Genomic DNA, 17,112 nt, shown 5'->3' with positions numbered 1-17,112 from the left:
ATTATTTAGTACCTATACTGACTTGTGTTTCGGCTACATTCCATCCTTGTATGCTCACCACGGGTTTAACCGCACCTTTTACAGGTGTATATTCTATTGAAACCTTCTTTTCTTCGCCGGGCAAAACAGATACATAGTTATCGCTGTAAAAGGCGGGTAATATGCGCTTTTGCGTAGCAGGATCAACTACCGACAGGCGGTTAAAAAATGCAAGCGGCCCATTATTGCTATTGGTAAGCGTTACTTCAATTTTACCGTTGCCGGCATCAACAGCTTTAACCTTTAACCCGGCTTTATCCATTTTTTGCAAACCCGAGTAGTTACCGTTTTCATCAGCTACCCAATAAATATTTTGGCTTACCAACTTCTTGCTCTCATCTAAAAGCTCAAGCACCACAAAAGCACCTTTATCCTTAGCTACGGCGTCAATATCCTTTTTAATCGATAAATATCTTTTTGTGGTTGTTGCTGTTACATCAACAAAAACTTGTGTAATTAAATGCTCTTTGCCTTCCATATCGTAGGTTTTGGCAACCAGCATCATGTTTGTTTTTGGTTTAAAGGTATTGTTGGCCACCATTACCATACCATCTATAGGGTTATACATAATATGCAGTGGTTCGCTGCCGTTGTGCAAGCCATACAAGCAGGCGTTAGGGTCAAGGTAGTAATCATACATCTGCCCGCGCATAGCAGTCCACGGGTTTTGTGTTTTCCAGATTATGGTGCCGGTGTACCAATCCCACATGTGCGAGCTAAAACCTTCCATCAGCGCGCGGTATTGGTCGTAGTTTACCAGTTGCGCTTTATTGGCAAAATCCTCAACATCTTTAGCTTTGCCATATTTATTTATTGAAGCATCGTACCCTATATATTTATGATAATCCCAAACCGGGTCGGCTTTAGTTTTACCGGTAGTTTCATCAAAAACCGGCACTACCATATTTTGCTGAGGGATGAATCTTTTTAGCGATTCGTAATCACTTACGCCCACCGAGCCTACTTCTGAATTAAATGGGAAAGTACGGTCATTCCAAAAAACGGATAGCGGCTGTATACCATAAGGCCCATCGCCATTGCCTCCCTGCACATTGCGCGACATGTTTTCGGAGTTAGAATATTCTATAAACCAGCGGGTATTATCCAGCTTAGGCATTACCGAATCTTTTAAAGCGATAAGGATATCTTCGGGTGGGGTAATTTCGTTACCGCCGCACCAAATGGCTAATGATGCATAATTACGCACCATTTTAACCTGGTCTTTTATAGATGCTATGTACAATTGATGGTCATCCGGGTACTTGCGGCGGGTCCATTGGTCTTCCAGTTTCATGGGGTCTAACCACCGGCCATTACAATCGCCCGATCCCCACATATCCTGAAAAACAAGCATGCCGTATTTATCGCAGGCTTCGTAAAATTCCGGGCGCTCTATTAATGCGCCACCCCAAACCCTTATTAAATTAAGGTTCATGTCGCGGTGAAATCTTACTTCGGCATTGTAGCGCGCATTTGAAAAGCGCAGCATCTCGTCAGATATGATCCAGTTACCGCCTTTAATAAATATTTTTTGCCCGTTAACGTTTATTTGTCTGCTTTCTGTGCGGGTATTCCACTCTGTTGTTATCTGCCTTACCCCTACGGATACATCTTGCTGGTCTGATATTTTGTCGCCGGCTAAAAATTGCATGTTTAACTTATACAAGTTTTGCGGCCCGTAGCCATTGGGCCACCAAAGTTTAGGGTTTTTCAGGCTGTAATCGTCCAGTTTAACCTCGGTAGTTGAGTTTGGTTTTAGGGTAACGTTTTTAAAAATCTTTTTACCATCAAGCATGTATTGCAACACACCCGCAACCGGTGATGCCGTTGCATTTTGCAACTCGGCCGATACCTGTATCGTAGCTGGCTGTTGCAGCCCCTCGGGTTGGCGAATACCCGGCACCAGCGTAACCACTTGCGGGTTTGTAATACGTACCGCGCCGGTTGTTTGTATAGTTACTTTATCCCATATACCGGTATTTCTGTCGCGCACGGGTTGTATCCAGTCCCATCCCGCGGTATATTGCAGGCCTACGTTTTTGGCTATAGTACCATCGCCACCCTGCCCGCCATTGGGGTTACCTACTACAGTTGGCGGGTAAACAATTACTGCAAGCCGGTTATTACCATTTTTAGCCAGCCAGTTTGTTATATTAAAGGACCGGCGGAAAAACATGCCTGTGCAAAGTTCGGCATTTAGCTTATGCCCGTTTAAAAATACATTATAGCTGTAGTTTACACCCCTAAAGTTGATGTAAACCTGCTTGCCATCCCCAGGGATGGCTTGTTTAAAATTTGTTGTGAACCAATAGGTATAATAATCGCTTCCGGTTTTATAAATATCGGGTATCTGCTCGTTATTCATGCCGTAAAACGGATCGGGAAACTTGTTTTGGGCCACAAGGCTGGTTAACACCGTACCAGGCACTACCGCATCCATCCAGTTTGTGGTGCTAAAGGCACTGTTTGATACCTGGCTGCTGCTTTCCTTTACATTAGCTATAGGCGCGCATTTCCAACCACTATTTAGCTCATAAGTGGTTTGTGCCTGCACTGATGTGCTGATGATTTGGGCGATTGCAGCCAGGATAGAAAAAGACTTGAATATTTTGATAGTAGTTTTGATCATGCTATATGATGTAGATCGTAAAATATATATTTAAATAAAGCGCCCGGCTTTATATGCCCAATGATAACAGGCGGTACCGCCTTAATGACAATTATAGCCAATGTATTGCCTACAGAGCAAACTAAATTCTTTTTTGAATTACATTCTACTACTTTATAATCAATACTTTAAGTTTTATTTTGATTTTAGCTTCAATTGTGTTTAATTAGTATTACCAATTGATAAAATAATAGCTGATTTTCTAAAGATCAGATCTTAAATTAGTCAACGTAAATTATTAACCAATTATAATAGCCAGCCACCGCGCGTTGCTATATATTTTTTTTAAAGGCTTGTAGGTATTTTCATATAAATATTGTCCTTACTATAAAGCAGGAGTATTAACAGAGAGATGGGCAACGACAAATTTATTGAACTGGTTACTAAACATCTTTCCGGTGATATCAGTCAGAATGAAAGTGCGGAACTAAAAAATGCCATTAGCAACAATGTTGATTACAAGCATCAATATGATGCACTGTGTATGTATTGGGATCATAAAGACGATGAATACACTGATGATGCCATCGCCTTCCAAAAAATAAAAGACAAAATAAGCAAGCTGGATGACTCCGATAGCGATGCTGCACTACCTTTTATTAGCCCTGCCCGTTCAACAAAACAACTCTATTTTTGGCGCATAGCTGCCGGCTTATTACTTGTCACCTCGTTCTCGTATTTTATTTACCGCTTTACAAGTAAACAGAATCAGGACCTATCAGCAAATAACTGGCAGCAGCAAACAACCATTAACGGAGCAAAATCGGTGCTTATACTTACCGATGGTACTAAGGTTACCCTAAACTCGCATACTACGCTTAAATACCCTGCTAAGTTTGATGGCGCAACACGGGAGGTAACTTTAACCGGCGAAGCTTATTTTGATGTAAAAAAGGACCATGCACACCCTTTTATTATACATACTGCTAAAATGAACGTAAAGGTTTTAGGTACCGCTTTTAACGTAAAATCGTACCCGAACGAACCTGAAAGCGAAACTACCCTGATAAGGGGCGCTATAGAGGTAACGCTTAACGACAGGCCATCTGACCGTATTATTTTAAAGCCTAACGAAAAGTTAATTGTTAAAAATAGCAGCACTGCAAAACAAAGCGCCAATATAAAACAAGCACCTGCCGGTAGCCTGGCCGATAGCCAATATGTTTTAACTACCCTTACCTATTTGCATCAAAACGATAGTACAGTATCAGAGACCGCCTGGTTAAATAACCGTTTCTTTTTTAATAACGATACTTTTGAAGTGCTGGCCGTAAAAATGGAAAGATGGTATGGCGTAAACATCGAGTTTAAGAACCAAGCTGCAAAGCAATATAGTTTTACAGGTGTTTTTGAAAACGATACCGTTGTACAAGCATTAGAAGCATTAAAACGGATAGAAAAATTCAATTATAAAATATCCAAATCAACGGTTTATATCTATTAGGATCTTCTCTAATAGTCTTTAAACGTCTTTTGATAGCTCAGCGGGCTTTTACCCGTAATATGTTTAAAGTATTTATGGAAGCTGGCAAAATTGTAAAAACCGCTTTCGTAACAAATCTCTTTAACATGCAGCTTATCCTCAATTAACAGCTTACAGGCATGGCCAACCCTTATTTCGTTAATAAAACGCGAATAGGTTTTACGGCTTCGCGATTTAAAGTACTTGCAAAAAGATTTAGGGCTGATATTGGCTACTGCTGCTATCTCATCTAATGTTATCTTATTTTTAAAGTTAGAGATAGAGTAATTATAAATATCCTGTATACGGTTACCTTCAGGCTCCTGAAAATTATGGCTAAAGCCTATAGAAGCCAATTCTGTAACCTGGTTACATTCGCCAATTGCCAGTAGTGCTTCAATAAGTAAGATAATTTTGCGGGTGCCCTCTGCAGACAGTATTTTTTCAATCAGCCCGCCTATTTGCTGATGATTGGCGTCGGTAATTTTAATACCTCGTTTGGCCAATTCCAGCACGTTTTTAATATTAATATTTTCGGGTAAGTTGATGAACGCTTCGCCCCAAAAATGCTGGTCGAAATGTACCACGCTGATGTCGGCAGTTATACCTTCTTCTTTGTTAAAAAAACTTTCATCAAATTTCCAGTAATGCGGCAGGTTAGCGCCTATTAATACAATATCGCCATTAGTAAAAGTGCTGATGTTATCGCCAACAAATTGTTCGCCGTAGCCCTTTTTAAAATAAACCAGCTCTAATTCGGGGTGATAATGCCAACGGTTATTGATATTGGGCATTATATCCCGGCGTGCACTAAAGGAATGTATTACGTTTTGTGATAACTTTAGTAACTGTGGTTTCATTAATAACTAATTACGCTAAAAAATCGGAACTTTTTAAATTTTCTTTAAATCTTTTCCAATATCACTTAATACTATGATAAAAACGTTGAGTTTTAAGCAGCTGCTAATTAGTTTATTTGTATATAAGATATTTTACAAGCGCATAATAACTGTAAATTCGAAATGAGTTTACTGTTTAAGTGACGCTTTTATAAAACAAACCCCATCAATGAAAATACTTTTATACAGTTTACTATCTTTTGTTTTGTTAGCGGGTTATACCAATACGGGCCGGGCACAACAAACACAGGCTTACCTGAATCCGCAATTAAAAGATGGTGAAAGGGTTAAAGATCTTTTAAGTAAACTAACCCTTACCGAAAAAGCATTACTGCTTGGCTACCGAAATAAACCAATTGAACGCTTAAACATACCCGCCTACAACTGGTGGAACGAGGGCCTGCACGGCGTTGCACGCGCGGGCGAAGCAACTGTTTTTCCGCAGGCTATAGCTTTGGCGGCTACTTTTAACCCGGGGCTTGTAAAGCAAATTGGAGATGTGATATCTACAGAGGCGCGTGCAAAGTACAACCTGGCTATCGCAAAAAATAACCATGGCCAATATGTTGGGCTTACTTACTGGTCGCCGAATATTAACATCTTCCGCGACCCGCGCTGGGGCCGAGGGCAGGAAACGTATGGTGAGGACCCCTTTTTAACCAGCCGTATAGGGCTATCGTATGTAGAGGGGATGCAAGGAGATATTTTGGGGCATTATAAAATATCGGCCACAGCCAAGCATTTTGTGGCGCACAGCGGCCCCGAGTATAACCGCGATTATTTTAACGCTGTAGTAAGCGAGCAGGATCTGCGTAATACCTACCTGTACGCCTTTCATAAATTAGTTAAAGGTGGGGTTTCAAGCGTAATGACCGCTTATAACAGCGTTGATGGCATACCAAACTCGGTTAACGGTAACCTGCTGCAAAACATTTTAAGGAAAGAATGGGGCTTTACAGGTTACATAGTTACCGATTGCGGCGCTTTAGACGATGTTTACACCACGCACAAATACATTAAAACCCGTACCGAAGCCGCTGCCGCGGCAATAAAAGCGGGCATTAACCTGGATTGCTCCAGCGTATTAGAAACCGATGTTGTTGAAGCCGTAAAGCAAAAGCTACTTACCGATAAAGATGTAGACGCTGCCTTAACACCTGTGCTGCTTACACAAATTAAGCTCGGCTTTTATGATGACCCTAAGCTTTCCCCCTACTATACTTTCGGGGCCGATAGTATACATAATGCTTATCATACCAACCTTACCAGGGAAGCAGCACAGCAAAGCATGGTACTGCTGGAGAACAAAAACAACCTGTTGCCATTAAAAACAAATCAATATAACAGTATAATGGTTGTTGGCCCCAATGCGGCTTCTTTAGATGCATTAGTAGGCAGTTACCATGGTGTAAGCTCGAACATGGTAAACTTTGTTGAAGGCATTACGTCAGCGGTTGATAAAAGTACCCGCGTTGAGTATGATTTAGGTGCCGGAGAAAATGATACTACCCACTTTGGCGGCACCTGGGCAGCAGGAAACGCAGACATAACTATTGCTGTAATAGGCCTTACACCGGTAAACGAAGGCGAGGCCGGTGATGCATTTCTATCCCCATCTGGCGGTGACAAAAAAACCTTGAGCTTACCCGCAAGCCACATTGCTTTTATGAAAGCTTTACGTAAAGATGTTAAAAATAAGCCTGTTATTGCTGTGGTAACCGCCGGCAGCGATGTTGATATTGCCGCTATTACCCCCTATGCCGATGCGGTGATATTAGCATGGTATCCCGGCGAGCAGGGTGGCAACGCGTTGGCCGACCTTATATTTGGCAAGGTTGCCCCATCGGGCAGGTTGCCTTTAACCTTTTATAACTCAGTAAACGATTTGCCCGCCTTTGATAACTACAGCATGCAAAATCGCACTTACAGGTATTTTAAAGGGAAAGTACAATATCCGTTTGGCTATGGGCTAAATTATACCACGTTTAAATATGAGGCCGGCGGCGCTGTAAATAAAGCGTATAAAGCTAATGAAAGCATTGCTGTAACCTTTAATGTTACCAATACCGGCAAAGCACCAGGTATTGAAACCGCGCAGGCTTATATTGTTTACCCTGATAATAAAAACCTGCCGGCACAAGAGCTAAAGAATTTCAAGAAGGTATCACTAAGCCCCGGCGAAAGCAAAACGGTTGTATTGAATATCCCTGTTAGCGAATTACAAAAATGGGATGCTGTAAAACACAAGTTCAGGTTATATCCCGGCACTTACGCTATAAAAGTTGGAAGCAACTCGGCAGATGAGGCCATTTTACAAAAATTCGTTATTAAATAAACGCTGTAACAAGCATTGTTGGAATAACAAATTATCGGGTTATAAAAAAGCCGGGGACTCCTCCCCGGCTCTAACTAAATCTAACCTGATGAATTCAAATCCCTTAAATCAAAAAAAAATTATAGTAAACTCATCATTATATAGTTAGAACAATTTATTAAGTGATATTGCTTACAAGCATTAAAAAAATAACATAATATAAAACACTAATTTTATATACGCAACCCATATAAAAAGCTATTGTTTAATACCTTATTGATAATGCGATCAAGATTTATATTAATAGTAGTATTTAATATTTTGGCTATTGGTGTAAGCAATGCACAAACAAGGATATCCTTAAATTTAAGATCGGTTGATTTTAAGAAGGCATTAACAGCAATTGAAAAGCAAAGCAATTACCATTTTGTATACAGCGAACGTAAAATACCCGCCGATAAAAAGGTAACCATTACTGTAAAGAACGAGGAAGTACTAAACGTTTTAGATAAAATATTTATAAATACCGGCTTTACTTATAACGAATTAGCCAACAATCTGATCGTTATTGTGCCGATTGGCGACCAGGTGTTTACAGGCCGTATTACAGGCGAGGTAACCGACGAAAACAATGTACCCCTGCCCGCTGCCACTATTCAAATCAAACAAACATCGTACACTACATTAACCGATGCTAACGGCGATTTTATGATAGATGCGCCCGATAGTGCGGTGCTGGTTATTAGCTATATTGGCTACAACACCCAGGAGGTAACCGTAAACGGCAGCTCGAACATTGATATAAAGTTGTCACCTGCCGGCAATGCGTTAACAGAGGTTGTGGTTACGGCCCTCGGGTTAAAAAAGGAAGAAAGAAGACTTGGCTATGCTGTGGCGCAATTAAATGGCAACGAAGTTGCTGAAACTCGCGAAGCTACCTTTATAAACGCTTTAGCAGGTAAGGTAGCCGGCCTAACCGTACAATCGCCGCCTAATGGGGCCGGTGGCTCGTCAAGGGTTATTCTTCGTGGCTATTCTTCATTTTCGGGTTCAAATCAACCACTTTATGTGATTGATGGTATACCCATAAACAGCAGCACAAAAGAAAACACCGACGACAACCTGAAAATATATGGTGGCACCGACCCTGGTGATGGCCTATCGTCTATTAACCCCGATGATATAGAATCGATAAGTATACTTAAGGGTGCTTCGGCAGCGGCTTTGTATGGGGGTAGCGCGCAGGCAGGCGTAATTTTAATCACTACAAAAAAGGCCTTAAAAAGCCCCGGCGTTGGTATAACTTTTAATACTAATACCGCACTGGAAAAAATGGTACCCTACCAAGATCTGCAATACGAATATGGCCGGGGCAACAACGGCGCGCTATATACTGCGGCAGACAATATTAGCAATAGTAATTTTTTAACCGGGTTATCATGGGGGGTGCCATTTGCAGGCCAATCTGCCTTGGGTGCTGATGGTTCCGTTAGCCTTTACAAACCACAAACAGCTAAAGAACGCTTTGACAAGTTTTTTAGAACAGGCTTTAGCACAACAAATACACTTGCTTTTACAAAAACAACCGATAACAATAGCTTCAGGGTATCGGTATCGCAAACAAAAAACAACGCGCCTAATATTGTTACAGGGTACGAACGTTACAATAGCGTATTTAGATTTTTGCAGGATTTTGGTAAAAAACTGCATGCCGATATGAAAGTCGACCTGTCGCGTACCATACGATTAAACGCACCGTTGCTAAGGGGTGATGATCGCGGATCGTTTGCCAAATACTTCATACGATCAGATAACACTACCGATATATCTTTTTTGGATAAAAAAGATATGAATGGTAATTACTTGTACACCTATACTAACCCCTATATTCAAAATCAAAAAGTGCTTAACAACCAAACGCAAAACAGGGGTTTAGCTTCGGCGAATTTGATGTATGATATTACCGATCACTTGCATGCTACGCTAACATCAGGCATTGATTATGTGGTTACCGACGGCTTATTTGTAAATTATCCCAACAATAAAAACGGCAGTGGTGCCATATACAACACCACCATTAAACAACAGCGAAGCGATGTACGGGCGATATTAAATTACGATAGGAATTTTACAAATTTTAGCGTAAGCGCCTTTGCAGGAACCGAATTTCAAAAAGCCACTTTTAACTCCTTATCTCTTATTGGATATGACCTTGCCGACCCTAATTTGATCAATCTTGGTAATGTTACCGTCGGTCAACCTGTCCAGGTGTCTATACCCCGGTCTAAAACAAACTCGCTATTTGCCGAAACACAAATAGGCTATAAAAATTATCTTTTTTTAGAGGTTACTGCCCGTAACGATTGGTACTCGGCTTTAACATCCTCAAAGCCGGGCTTTGTCAATCATATTTTTTATCCATCGGCTAATTTGAGCTTTGTTTTTACTGATGCTATAAAAACAGACCCAGCTATACTTTCTTCAGGTAAGTTAAGGCTTGCGGTTGGCCAAACAGGCAGTAACCCCAATCCCAATCAAACAGATCTTACCTTTAAATTCACACCAACGGTTAACGGTATACCCGGGCAGGAAATTAGCAATGCATCTTTACCCCCTCTATCCTTAAGGCCCGAAACCACCACCGAAACAGAAATTGGAACAGAATTAAAATTGCTTAAAGACCGCCTTTTTATTGACTTTGCCTGGTACAATAAAACATCGAAAAACTTTTTGTTGCCAATTACCCTCCCAATAGCAACGGGCTTCGTTTCAACCTATCAAAATGCCGGGGCCATGACCAATAAGGGTATTGAGTTACTGGTAACCGGCACAGCCTTAAGGGCTGATGACTTCGCCTGGGATATTAGCGTAAATTATGCTAAGAACAAAAATATGGTTACCCAACTTAACAATGCTTTGCAAACTAATGGCGTAGCCTTTTATTACAATATAAAAGCTAAAGCAGGCTATCCGCTTGGGTCTATATTCGGTACGCCCGAACGCAGGGATGCAAATGGGCAACTATTGTATAAAGCCATTAGTGCCGATGGCAGTGGTATAAATAACGCGGTAGTAGTTGATAAAGGCGCTTTAAGTTACGATGCAAACGGCAATGCACTGCGTGCATCAAACGGTTCGCTTTTAGTTAATAACGAGGTTTACCTGGGCAGTGCCAACCCCGACTGGTCTGGCGGAATAACCAATACCTTTAAATACAAAAATTTTAGGCTGAGTGTAGTTATCGACGGGCAATTTGGCGGCAAGGTATACGAGGATGGTGCACGATGGGCATCATTTTTTGGCAATACAAAATGGACCTTACAGGGGCGCGATGGTAAGTATATACCACAGGGGCAGGTAAATATTGGCACCGATGCAGCACCAAATTATGTGAACAACACCTTACCATACAGCCCATACCAGCAATACAACGCTGGTGGTACATTGGCTTATTATACCGATGAAATGTCGGTATTTAGCCGCACGTTTATTAAATTCAGGCAAATTACCTTTTCATATACGCTACCTAAAAAGTTGCTTGGCAACTCGCCTGTTAAAAGCGCTACATTATCGCTCATTGGCCGTAACCTTTTTTACATCCGTAAAGATCTACCCATATTTGACCCTGAAGCGTCTGATAGTATTGGCAATGGTTTTGGATACGATACAGGTGGATTGCCCGTTAGCCGGACTTATGGTTTTAATTTAAATGTTAGTTTTTAATATGGGTACAGTGATGAAAAACTTTAAAAACTGCTTAGCTTTTTTATTAATAGCTTTTTTACAGGTTGCGTGCACTAAAGATTTTGCCAAATACAACCTTAATCCTGATGGGGTCACCACTGCACAACCAGCTTACATGTTATCAGATGCACTGGTAAAAACATCGGCGGTTGATGTAGAAACCCGCACCAATTATTGCCATGCCTTTATGCAATATGGCTATTCTGATTTCTGGTCGGGTACAACCTACTCCTTGTCCGACGGGGTATCAAGCAGGTATTGGAACAACTTCTACATCCCGGTTTTGCAAAATCTGGAATACATTGTGCCTATTTTAAAAAATAAAACAGATATGCCCACCACCTATGCAGCAGCCAGGATATGGCGGGTATTTATCTATCAAAAATTAACTGATATGTATGGCGACATCCCCTATAGCCAGGCAGGCAAGGCATTATCAGCAGGTGTTTTCACCCCTATATACGATAAGCAGCAAGCCATTTATACCGATCTGGTAAAAGAGTTAAGAGCGTCAATAGAGTTACTTAATAATAACCCATCTGTAATAGTGCAGGGCGATCAATTTTACGGCGGTAGCGCTGCGCAATGGAAAAAGCTGGCTTCATCACTATTATTACGCATAGGTATGCGGTTAATTAAAGTAGACCCCGTACAAGCATCCGCTTTAGTTAAAGAAGCCTACAGCGATGGCGTAATGGTTTCAAACATGGATATGCCCGTGTTAAAACACAACACCAGTGTAGCTAACGGCTTTTCATTCAGCCTTGGCGATCAGCACTTTTTCCTGCACCAAACACTGATAGATCAAATGAGAAAAAGCGGCGACCCGCGTTTAAACATTTATGGTGCCGTTTACGATAAAGAGGCTTTTTTAGGGGGCGTGGTCACCTCTACAGATACGGCTAAATTTATTGGTTACAGTTTTAAAGCCAACTCCCCCGCACCAAATACACGTGTAAACTACGTAGTATACCAGCCAAAAGACGCTGTATTCTTTGATTTCCAGTATGCCGAAGTGGAGTTTTTATTAGCGGAAGCCATATTACGTGGCTACATTACAGGTAACGCTAACGACCATTACCAGGCAGGTGTAACAGCGCATATGCAATCGTTTACTTTATTACCCACTGCACCTACTATAAGCAACGCGCAAATAAGCGCGTATTTGGCAAAAAATCCATTGGTTAACCCTGCTAACCCTACTACCGAAGGTTCGATAGAGCGCATTAATACCGAATTTTGGATAGCCGGTTTTATATTTGATGCCGATGAAGTATACGCTAATTGGAGGCGCACAGGCTATCCTAAATTAACACCTAACCCTAATACCATAACCGGCCCAAGCAGTTCGCACGGTGTTATACCACGTAAACTTCCCTACCCCGACGCAGAGTTTACCCTTAATAACACCAATGTAACTCAGGCGCTTACTGCCTACGGCGGATTAAATGATTTTAACCCCAAAGCCAGGGTATGGTGGGATAAATAATTACAAATACCATGAATATTAAAACTATCGCATCAGCCCTATTATCGGTCATTATTATGCTGTTGTGCTATACTTCAAACGCACAAACAAGCGCTATACATAACAATTATACTACTGAGGCTGGGTTGCCCAAGTTAGCTATCGAGCGGAGCATGATCTACTCGCCGGAGCATCAGTGGTTGTATAATCATCATCCCTCTATTATCTGCTTTAAAAATAAGATGGTGGCTATTTGGTCGAACGGGTTAATAGATGAAGACTCGCCGGGCCAGCGCATATTGTTTTCGGTATCAAAAAACTTTACCAACTGGTCCGTACCCGCGGTATTGGCAAGCCCGTCTAAAGTGCGCGATACACTAACCGTGTTAACTGCTGCCGGCCTTTACCAGCATAATGATACATTGGTAGCCTATTATGGCGAATATGAGAAGCACCGCACCAATACCCACCTTTGGGGGCGTTATAGCACCGATGGGGAACATTGGAGCGAGCCGATTGATATGCATTTACCGGTTATCCCTAATCATGGCCCACAGGCTCTTAAAAACGGGCGTTTGGTGATAAGCGTTAACTTTTCATTCCCATATACCGATGACAAAAGCGGGCTTAGCGGTTGGAAAATGAGCAGCTTTTATCCTGATTCGTTATACACCCAGGATAATTCGGCTACCTTTTACAGCCCTGCAAAAAAGCTGGGCCTCCCCCCGCTTTGCGAAGGATCCTTTTACCAAACAGATGACGGCATAATACATATGCTGTTAAGGGTTACCGGCGCCGGCTGGAAAGGCCGCCTTTGGCTTACAGAAAGTAATGACAACGCCAAAACCTGGAGCTTGCCTATACAAACCAACTTTAGCGATAACGACAGTAAATTTCATTTTGGCCGTTTGCCCGATAAACGCTTTTACTATGTTGGCATACCTGATACGCTGCACCATTACGACCGCAACCCGCTGGTATTATCAATTGCTGATGACGGAAAATTCTTTAACCATTCGTACATTATTGCCAACCAAACTTATCAATTAAAAAAAGATGGTTTATGGAAAGGCGGCGAATACGGTTATCCGCACACGATGATAAATAAAGGTTATATGTATGTTATCATTTCCAGAAAAAAAGAGTCGATAGAGGTATTAAGGTTTAAACTAAACCAGTTTTAAATAGGTGATATAGGTCGCCTAAACGACCGTTTTAAGCAATGGGATAACCTTCGTACCAATTAGCTCAATAGATTTCATTAGCTGCGCATGGCTTAGCCCTGCGTTATCCATTTGAAACGTAAACCTGTCTACACCACCCAGTGCTTCGCTATGTCTTATTAGCTTTTCGGCAACTTGCTCCGGTCCGCCAACAACCAACACACCTCTTGGGGCTATCAAGGTATCAAACTGCGCTTTAGTAACCGGCGGCCAGCCACGTTCGCGTCCTAATTTAGTCCACAGTTCGGCGTAGCCGGGATAATATACTGCAATAGCTTCATCGTTGGTAGCACCCACGTAACCCGGCGAATGTAAGCCAACCTTTAACTGCTCTGGTGTAAATCCGGCCCTTCTCCCGGCCTCTCGGTACAGATCAATTAATGGGCGAAACCGATGTGTTTCGCCGCCGATTATGGCTACCATTAACGGTAAGCCCAAAGTGCCGGCCCTTGCAAACGACTCGGGTGTGCCGCCTACCCCCAACCAGATAGGCAACTTTTGCTGCAAAGCCCGTGGGTAAACAGGTTGGTTATTTAATGCCGGGCGAAATTTGCCTTTCCAGGTTATAAATTCTTCGTCGCGTATCTGCAATAACAGATCAAGCTTTTCTTTAAAAAGCTGGTCGTAGTCGTTTAGGTCGAAACCAAAAAGCGGGTAAGCCTCTATGGATGATCCGCGGCCTACCACCATTTCGGCGCGGCCTTTAGATATCAAATCTAATGTTGCAAAATTTTGATATGCCCTTACAGGGTCGGCTGCGCTAAGTACAGTAACCGCACTGGTTAAACGTATCCGCTTGGTTTTAGCAGCGGCGGCGGCAAGAATAATATGCGGAGCCGAATCTAAAAACTCCTTTTTATGATGTTCGCCTATGCCAAAAACATCCAGACCTGCCTCATCTGCAAATTCGATCCTTTCCAGTAATTGTGCCATCGCATCAACGCTGCTTAATGCATTATCTGCTTTGGTACCATACATTGCCGAAGCGAAACTATCTATACCTATTTCCATCACAATTTTCGAGCTTAATATTAAAAAAAGGCAAGATAAGCAATAATAGATGTTTTAACACATATTGGCGATAATTATCATTGGCATGCCCTTGAATGTGCCCTGTAAGCTATCTAAATGTGATCATTTACCTTTACGGATAACACTTATTTCTCCGTTTCTTTCTATATATACCTTTTCTACGCTTTGCAAATCTTCTGTCAGGGCTGATTTTCGAACGCCCTGCATAATATCTTCCTCGCAGACCAATCCTTTATCAAAATTTGATTTAATAAACTTCCCCTGTTCAAATAAAATTATTTTTTCACCCTGCACAAAGCGACCGAACCTGCGGTTATTAGCAGCCAGCCAGGCAAATGCCCGGTGCAGCACTACTATTACCAGGGAACAAATAACTACCGGTACAAACGGAGACGCGCCTACAATAGCACGGCTCATAACAGCCCCAAGCGATATGGTTATAATATTATCAATAGGCGTTTTTATACCAAAGGAACGCCTCCCGGCAATGCGGATAAGTAGGAAGGCTACAAAAAACATAACAACTCCACGGCTGCTCATTTGTAAGGAATTAAGATCTTTTCCTTCACCAAAAATTTCATAAAATAGATCCATAGCAAATTAATTTAATTCATAATTAGCTGCCTTTGCCACAAACCGCTACCGGTTTAGTTAAAGGTACTGCTGCAGGTTTACGACTGCCAATCAATACGACGGCTAACAGTATTGCCATTACAGCTAAAGTTAGTATGGTAGTTTTTATTTTCATTTAGTGTATTAATTGGGCAGCTTGCTGCGCAGTTAACCGCTCCGTTACTTTAAACTGCTTCCCTGCCTGTTCATTATAATTTTTAAAGAAAGCCTCAAGCTGATCAATTATCGCCCGTGGCAATTCTTCGATAGTCTTAATATTTGAAAACAATTGCGATACCTCCGGCACACCGATAAAACGGTCGTTTCTAACTGTGTCGCCGTCACGCTCGGTCTGCTCTGCCTTTAAAGCTCCAATTACCCTGCAATCTACCAGGCAGCCCGGGAACGCAGAAGCCTCGGAGATTACGATAATATCCAACGGGTCGCCGTCTTCGCCCTTGGTTCCAGGAATCATGCCAAAATCAAACGGAAAAGCCATTCCCGCAGGTAATATCTTATTTAATTTAAACCGTTTTTCAGTAGGGTCGTAATCGAATTTTTGGTTTGATCCCTTTGGAGATTCGATCATCGCTGTTACTGTTGTTGATGTATTCATACTTAGTTCCATTTTATAGGTTTTATGACGGCATGCCACCTATTTTTATGCCCCCGTCCTTAAGACTTTGTAGAAGTGCTTCCTGAAGTTTTAACCTGGTATCTTCAAAGCCGTGTGCATTTATCCACACGTTAATTATCAAAGTATAACTATCAGCTTCTAACAACGAAACACCTATACGCCTTTTAGGCGTTTTTAAGCACTGCTCCTCTTTATCTAAGGTTTGCGAAATAACCGCCTTTGCTTGTTGGATATCCACTTCGTTCTTGAATTTATACTGAATATCCAATCTGCGGCTACCCTCGCGGCTAACGTTTATGATCATACTGTTAGATAACATGCTGTTAGGTAGTATTACGGTGCGGTTATCAAATGTTGTTACCGTTGTATAAAAAATTTGTATAGAGGCTACTGTGCCTTCCATGCCCTGAGCCAGAATGTTATCGCCTACTACGAAAGGCTTTAGCAACATAATTAATATACCACTGGCAAAGTTTTGCAACGTACCTGATAATGCCAGGCCGGCGGCTACACCAAATGCTCCAACAAGGGCGGTAAACAATGTCATCTGGATGCCCATTATTTGCATTACGCCCAGCACTAATAATACTCTTAGGGCTACACCAATTAAGCTAAGCAGGAACGGCTTTAATGTAGGGTCCATTTCCTTGCGGTGCATACCCTGGTGCGATCTGTTTAGTACCATCTTTATAAGCCATAAGCCAATAAACAATACTAACATTCCAATCACAAAGCGGGGCCCATAACGTATTAACCAGTCGTATGCCTTATCGTAAAATTTATCAAAATTCATCGTATCAATAATATATTGCTGCTAAAAGGATGAATTCCTGTTGGCCTCTCTATTAACGATTTGAAGTTGGCCAAACAGTTTGGTGAACACCTGGAAACAGCGTGTAAGCAGATCAGAATGAGATAATTTATCTATCATTTTTGTTGCCTGATCCGGCTATAACAACTTGCAGTGTTAAGAAAATGTTTTATAATTAATAATTTTACCTATAAATCAAGAGG

11 protein-coding genes are annotated in these 17,112 nt (G+C 41.7%); 5 read left to right on the top strand and 6 right to left on the bottom strand.

The window, feature by feature from the left end; all coding sequences use genetic code 11:
- Position 1 precedes the first annotated feature (1 nt).
- Complete coding sequence (locus FFF34_003340; GenBank protein TSD66452.1) at positions 2 to 2,668, bottom strand: glycosyl hydrolase; 2,667 nt, start codon at positions 2,666 to 2,668, stop codon at positions 2 to 4.
- A 391-nt stretch (positions 2,669 to 3,059) separates the two neighbouring features.
- Between FFF34_003340 and FFF34_003335 the strand changes: the two genes are divergently transcribed.
- The gene (locus FFF34_003335; GenBank protein ID TSD66451.1) at positions 3,060 to 4,151 is read left to right on the top strand and encodes a FecR family protein; all 1,092 of its coding nucleotides are present in this window, start codon (positions 3,060 to 3,062) and stop codon (positions 4,149 to 4,151) included.
- A gap of 8 nt (positions 4,152 to 4,159) precedes the next feature.
- Here FFF34_003335 and FFF34_003330 read toward each other — a convergent pair whose 3' ends face one another.
- Positions 4,160 to 5,029 carry an AraC family transcriptional regulator gene (locus tag FFF34_003330; GenBank protein TSD66450.1) on the bottom strand — a complete coding sequence of 290 codons (870 nt, stop codon included), beginning with the start codon at positions 5,027 to 5,029 and terminating at the stop codon, positions 4,160 to 4,162.
- 208 nt (positions 5,030 to 5,237) lie between these two features.
- Between FFF34_003330 and FFF34_003325 the strand changes: the two genes are divergently transcribed.
- The 4 genes from FFF34_003325 to FFF34_003310 all read left to right on the top strand — a co-directional run bounded on the left by FFF34_003325 (position 5,238) and on the right by FFF34_003310 (position 13,778).
- On the top strand, positions 5,238 to 7,403 hold the full coding sequence (locus FFF34_003325; protein ID TSD66449.1) for a glycosyl hydrolase: 2,166 nt from the start codon (positions 5,238 to 5,240) through the stop codon (positions 7,401 to 7,403).
- 261 nt (positions 7,404 to 7,664) lie between these two features.
- A complete protein-coding gene (locus FFF34_003320) occupies positions 7,665 to 11,105 on the top strand; it encodes a SusC/RagA family TonB-linked outer membrane protein (GenBank protein ID TSD66448.1) in 3,441 nt (1,146 codons plus the stop codon).
- A complete protein-coding gene (locus FFF34_003315; protein TSD66447.1) occupies positions 11,092 to 12,615 on the top strand; it encodes a SusD/RagB family nutrient-binding outer membrane lipoprotein in 1,524 nt (507 codons plus the stop codon). The genes FFF34_003320 and FFF34_003315 overlap by 14 nt, the downstream gene beginning before the upstream one ends.
- A gap of 11 nt (positions 12,616 to 12,626) precedes the next feature.
- The gene (locus FFF34_003310) at positions 12,627 to 13,778 is read left to right on the top strand and encodes a hypothetical protein (GenBank protein ID TSD66446.1); all 1,152 of its coding nucleotides are present in this window, start codon (positions 12,627 to 12,629) and stop codon (positions 13,776 to 13,778) included.
- 18 nt (positions 13,779 to 13,796) lie between these two features.
- On the opposite strand, the gene FFF34_003305 is transcribed toward FFF34_003310, so the two are convergent.
- The 4 genes from FFF34_003305 to FFF34_003290 all read right to left on the bottom strand — a co-directional run bounded on the left by FFF34_003305 (position 13,797) and on the right by FFF34_003290 (position 16,891).
- Positions 13,797 to 14,828 carry an LLM class flavin-dependent oxidoreductase gene (locus tag FFF34_003305; protein TSD66445.1) on the bottom strand — a complete coding sequence of 344 codons (1,032 nt, stop codon included), beginning with the start codon at positions 14,826 to 14,828 and terminating at the stop codon, positions 13,797 to 13,799.
- Between the two features lie 123 nt (positions 14,829 to 14,951).
- Entirely contained in the window at positions 14,952 to 15,443 is a 492-nt protein-coding gene (locus FFF34_003300; GenBank protein TSD66444.1) for a DUF421 domain-containing protein, read from the bottom strand.
- Positions 15,444 to 15,597: 154 nt separating this feature from the next.
- Positions 15,598 to 16,089, bottom strand: a complete 492-nt coding sequence (locus FFF34_003295; protein ID TSD66443.1) for an inorganic diphosphatase — start codon at positions 16,087 to 16,089, stop codon at positions 15,598 to 15,600.
- Positions 16,090 to 16,099: 10 nt separating this feature from the next.
- Complete coding sequence (locus FFF34_003290) at positions 16,100 to 16,891, bottom strand: mechanosensitive ion channel family protein (protein ID TSD66442.1); 792 nt, start codon at positions 16,889 to 16,891, stop codon at positions 16,100 to 16,102.
- Between the last annotated feature and the right edge of the window lie 221 nt (positions 16,892 to 17,112).

Source organism: Inquilinus sp. KBS0705, assembly GCA_005938025.2.
In the GTDB taxonomy this organism is placed as follows: domain Bacteria; phylum Bacteroidota; class Bacteroidia; order Sphingobacteriales; family Sphingobacteriaceae; genus Mucilaginibacter.
This window is presented reverse-complemented; position numbering and strand designations above follow the sequence as displayed.

Coding starts and splice junctions, on each gene's coding strand:
- FFF34_003300 (TSD66444.1), bottom strand. CDS start 15,443: ATGGATCTATTTTATGAAATTTTTGGTGAAGGAAAAGATCTTAATTCC.
- FFF34_003335 (TSD66451.1), top strand. CDS start 3,060: ATGGGCAACGACAAATTTATTGAACTGGTTACTAAACATCTTTCCGGT.
- FFF34_003320 (TSD66448.1), top strand. CDS start 7,665: ATGCGATCAAGATTTATATTAATAGTAGTATTTAATATTTTGGCTATT.
- FFF34_003340 (TSD66452.1), bottom strand. CDS start 2,668: ATGATCAAAACTACTATCAAAATATTCAAGTCTTTTTCTATCCTGGCT.
- FFF34_003295 (TSD66443.1), bottom strand. CDS start 16,089: ATGGAACTAAGTATGAATACATCAACAACAGTAACAGCGATGATCGAA.
- FFF34_003290 (TSD66442.1), bottom strand. CDS start 16,891: ATGAATTTTGATAAATTTTACGATAAGGCATACGACTGGTTAATACGT.
- FFF34_003310 (TSD66446.1), top strand. CDS start 12,627: ATGAATATTAAAACTATCGCATCAGCCCTATTATCGGTCATTATTATG.
- FFF34_003315 (TSD66447.1), top strand. CDS start 11,092: ATGTTAGTTTTTAATATGGGTACAGTGATGAAAAACTTTAAAAACTGC.
- FFF34_003305 (TSD66445.1), bottom strand. CDS start 14,828: ATGGAAATAGGTATAGATAGTTTCGCTTCGGCAATGTATGGTACCAAA.
- FFF34_003330 (TSD66450.1), bottom strand. CDS start 5,029: ATGAAACCACAGTTACTAAAGTTATCACAAAACGTAATACATTCCTTT.
- FFF34_003325 (TSD66449.1), top strand. CDS start 5,238: ATGAAAATACTTTTATACAGTTTACTATCTTTTGTTTTGTTAGCGGGT.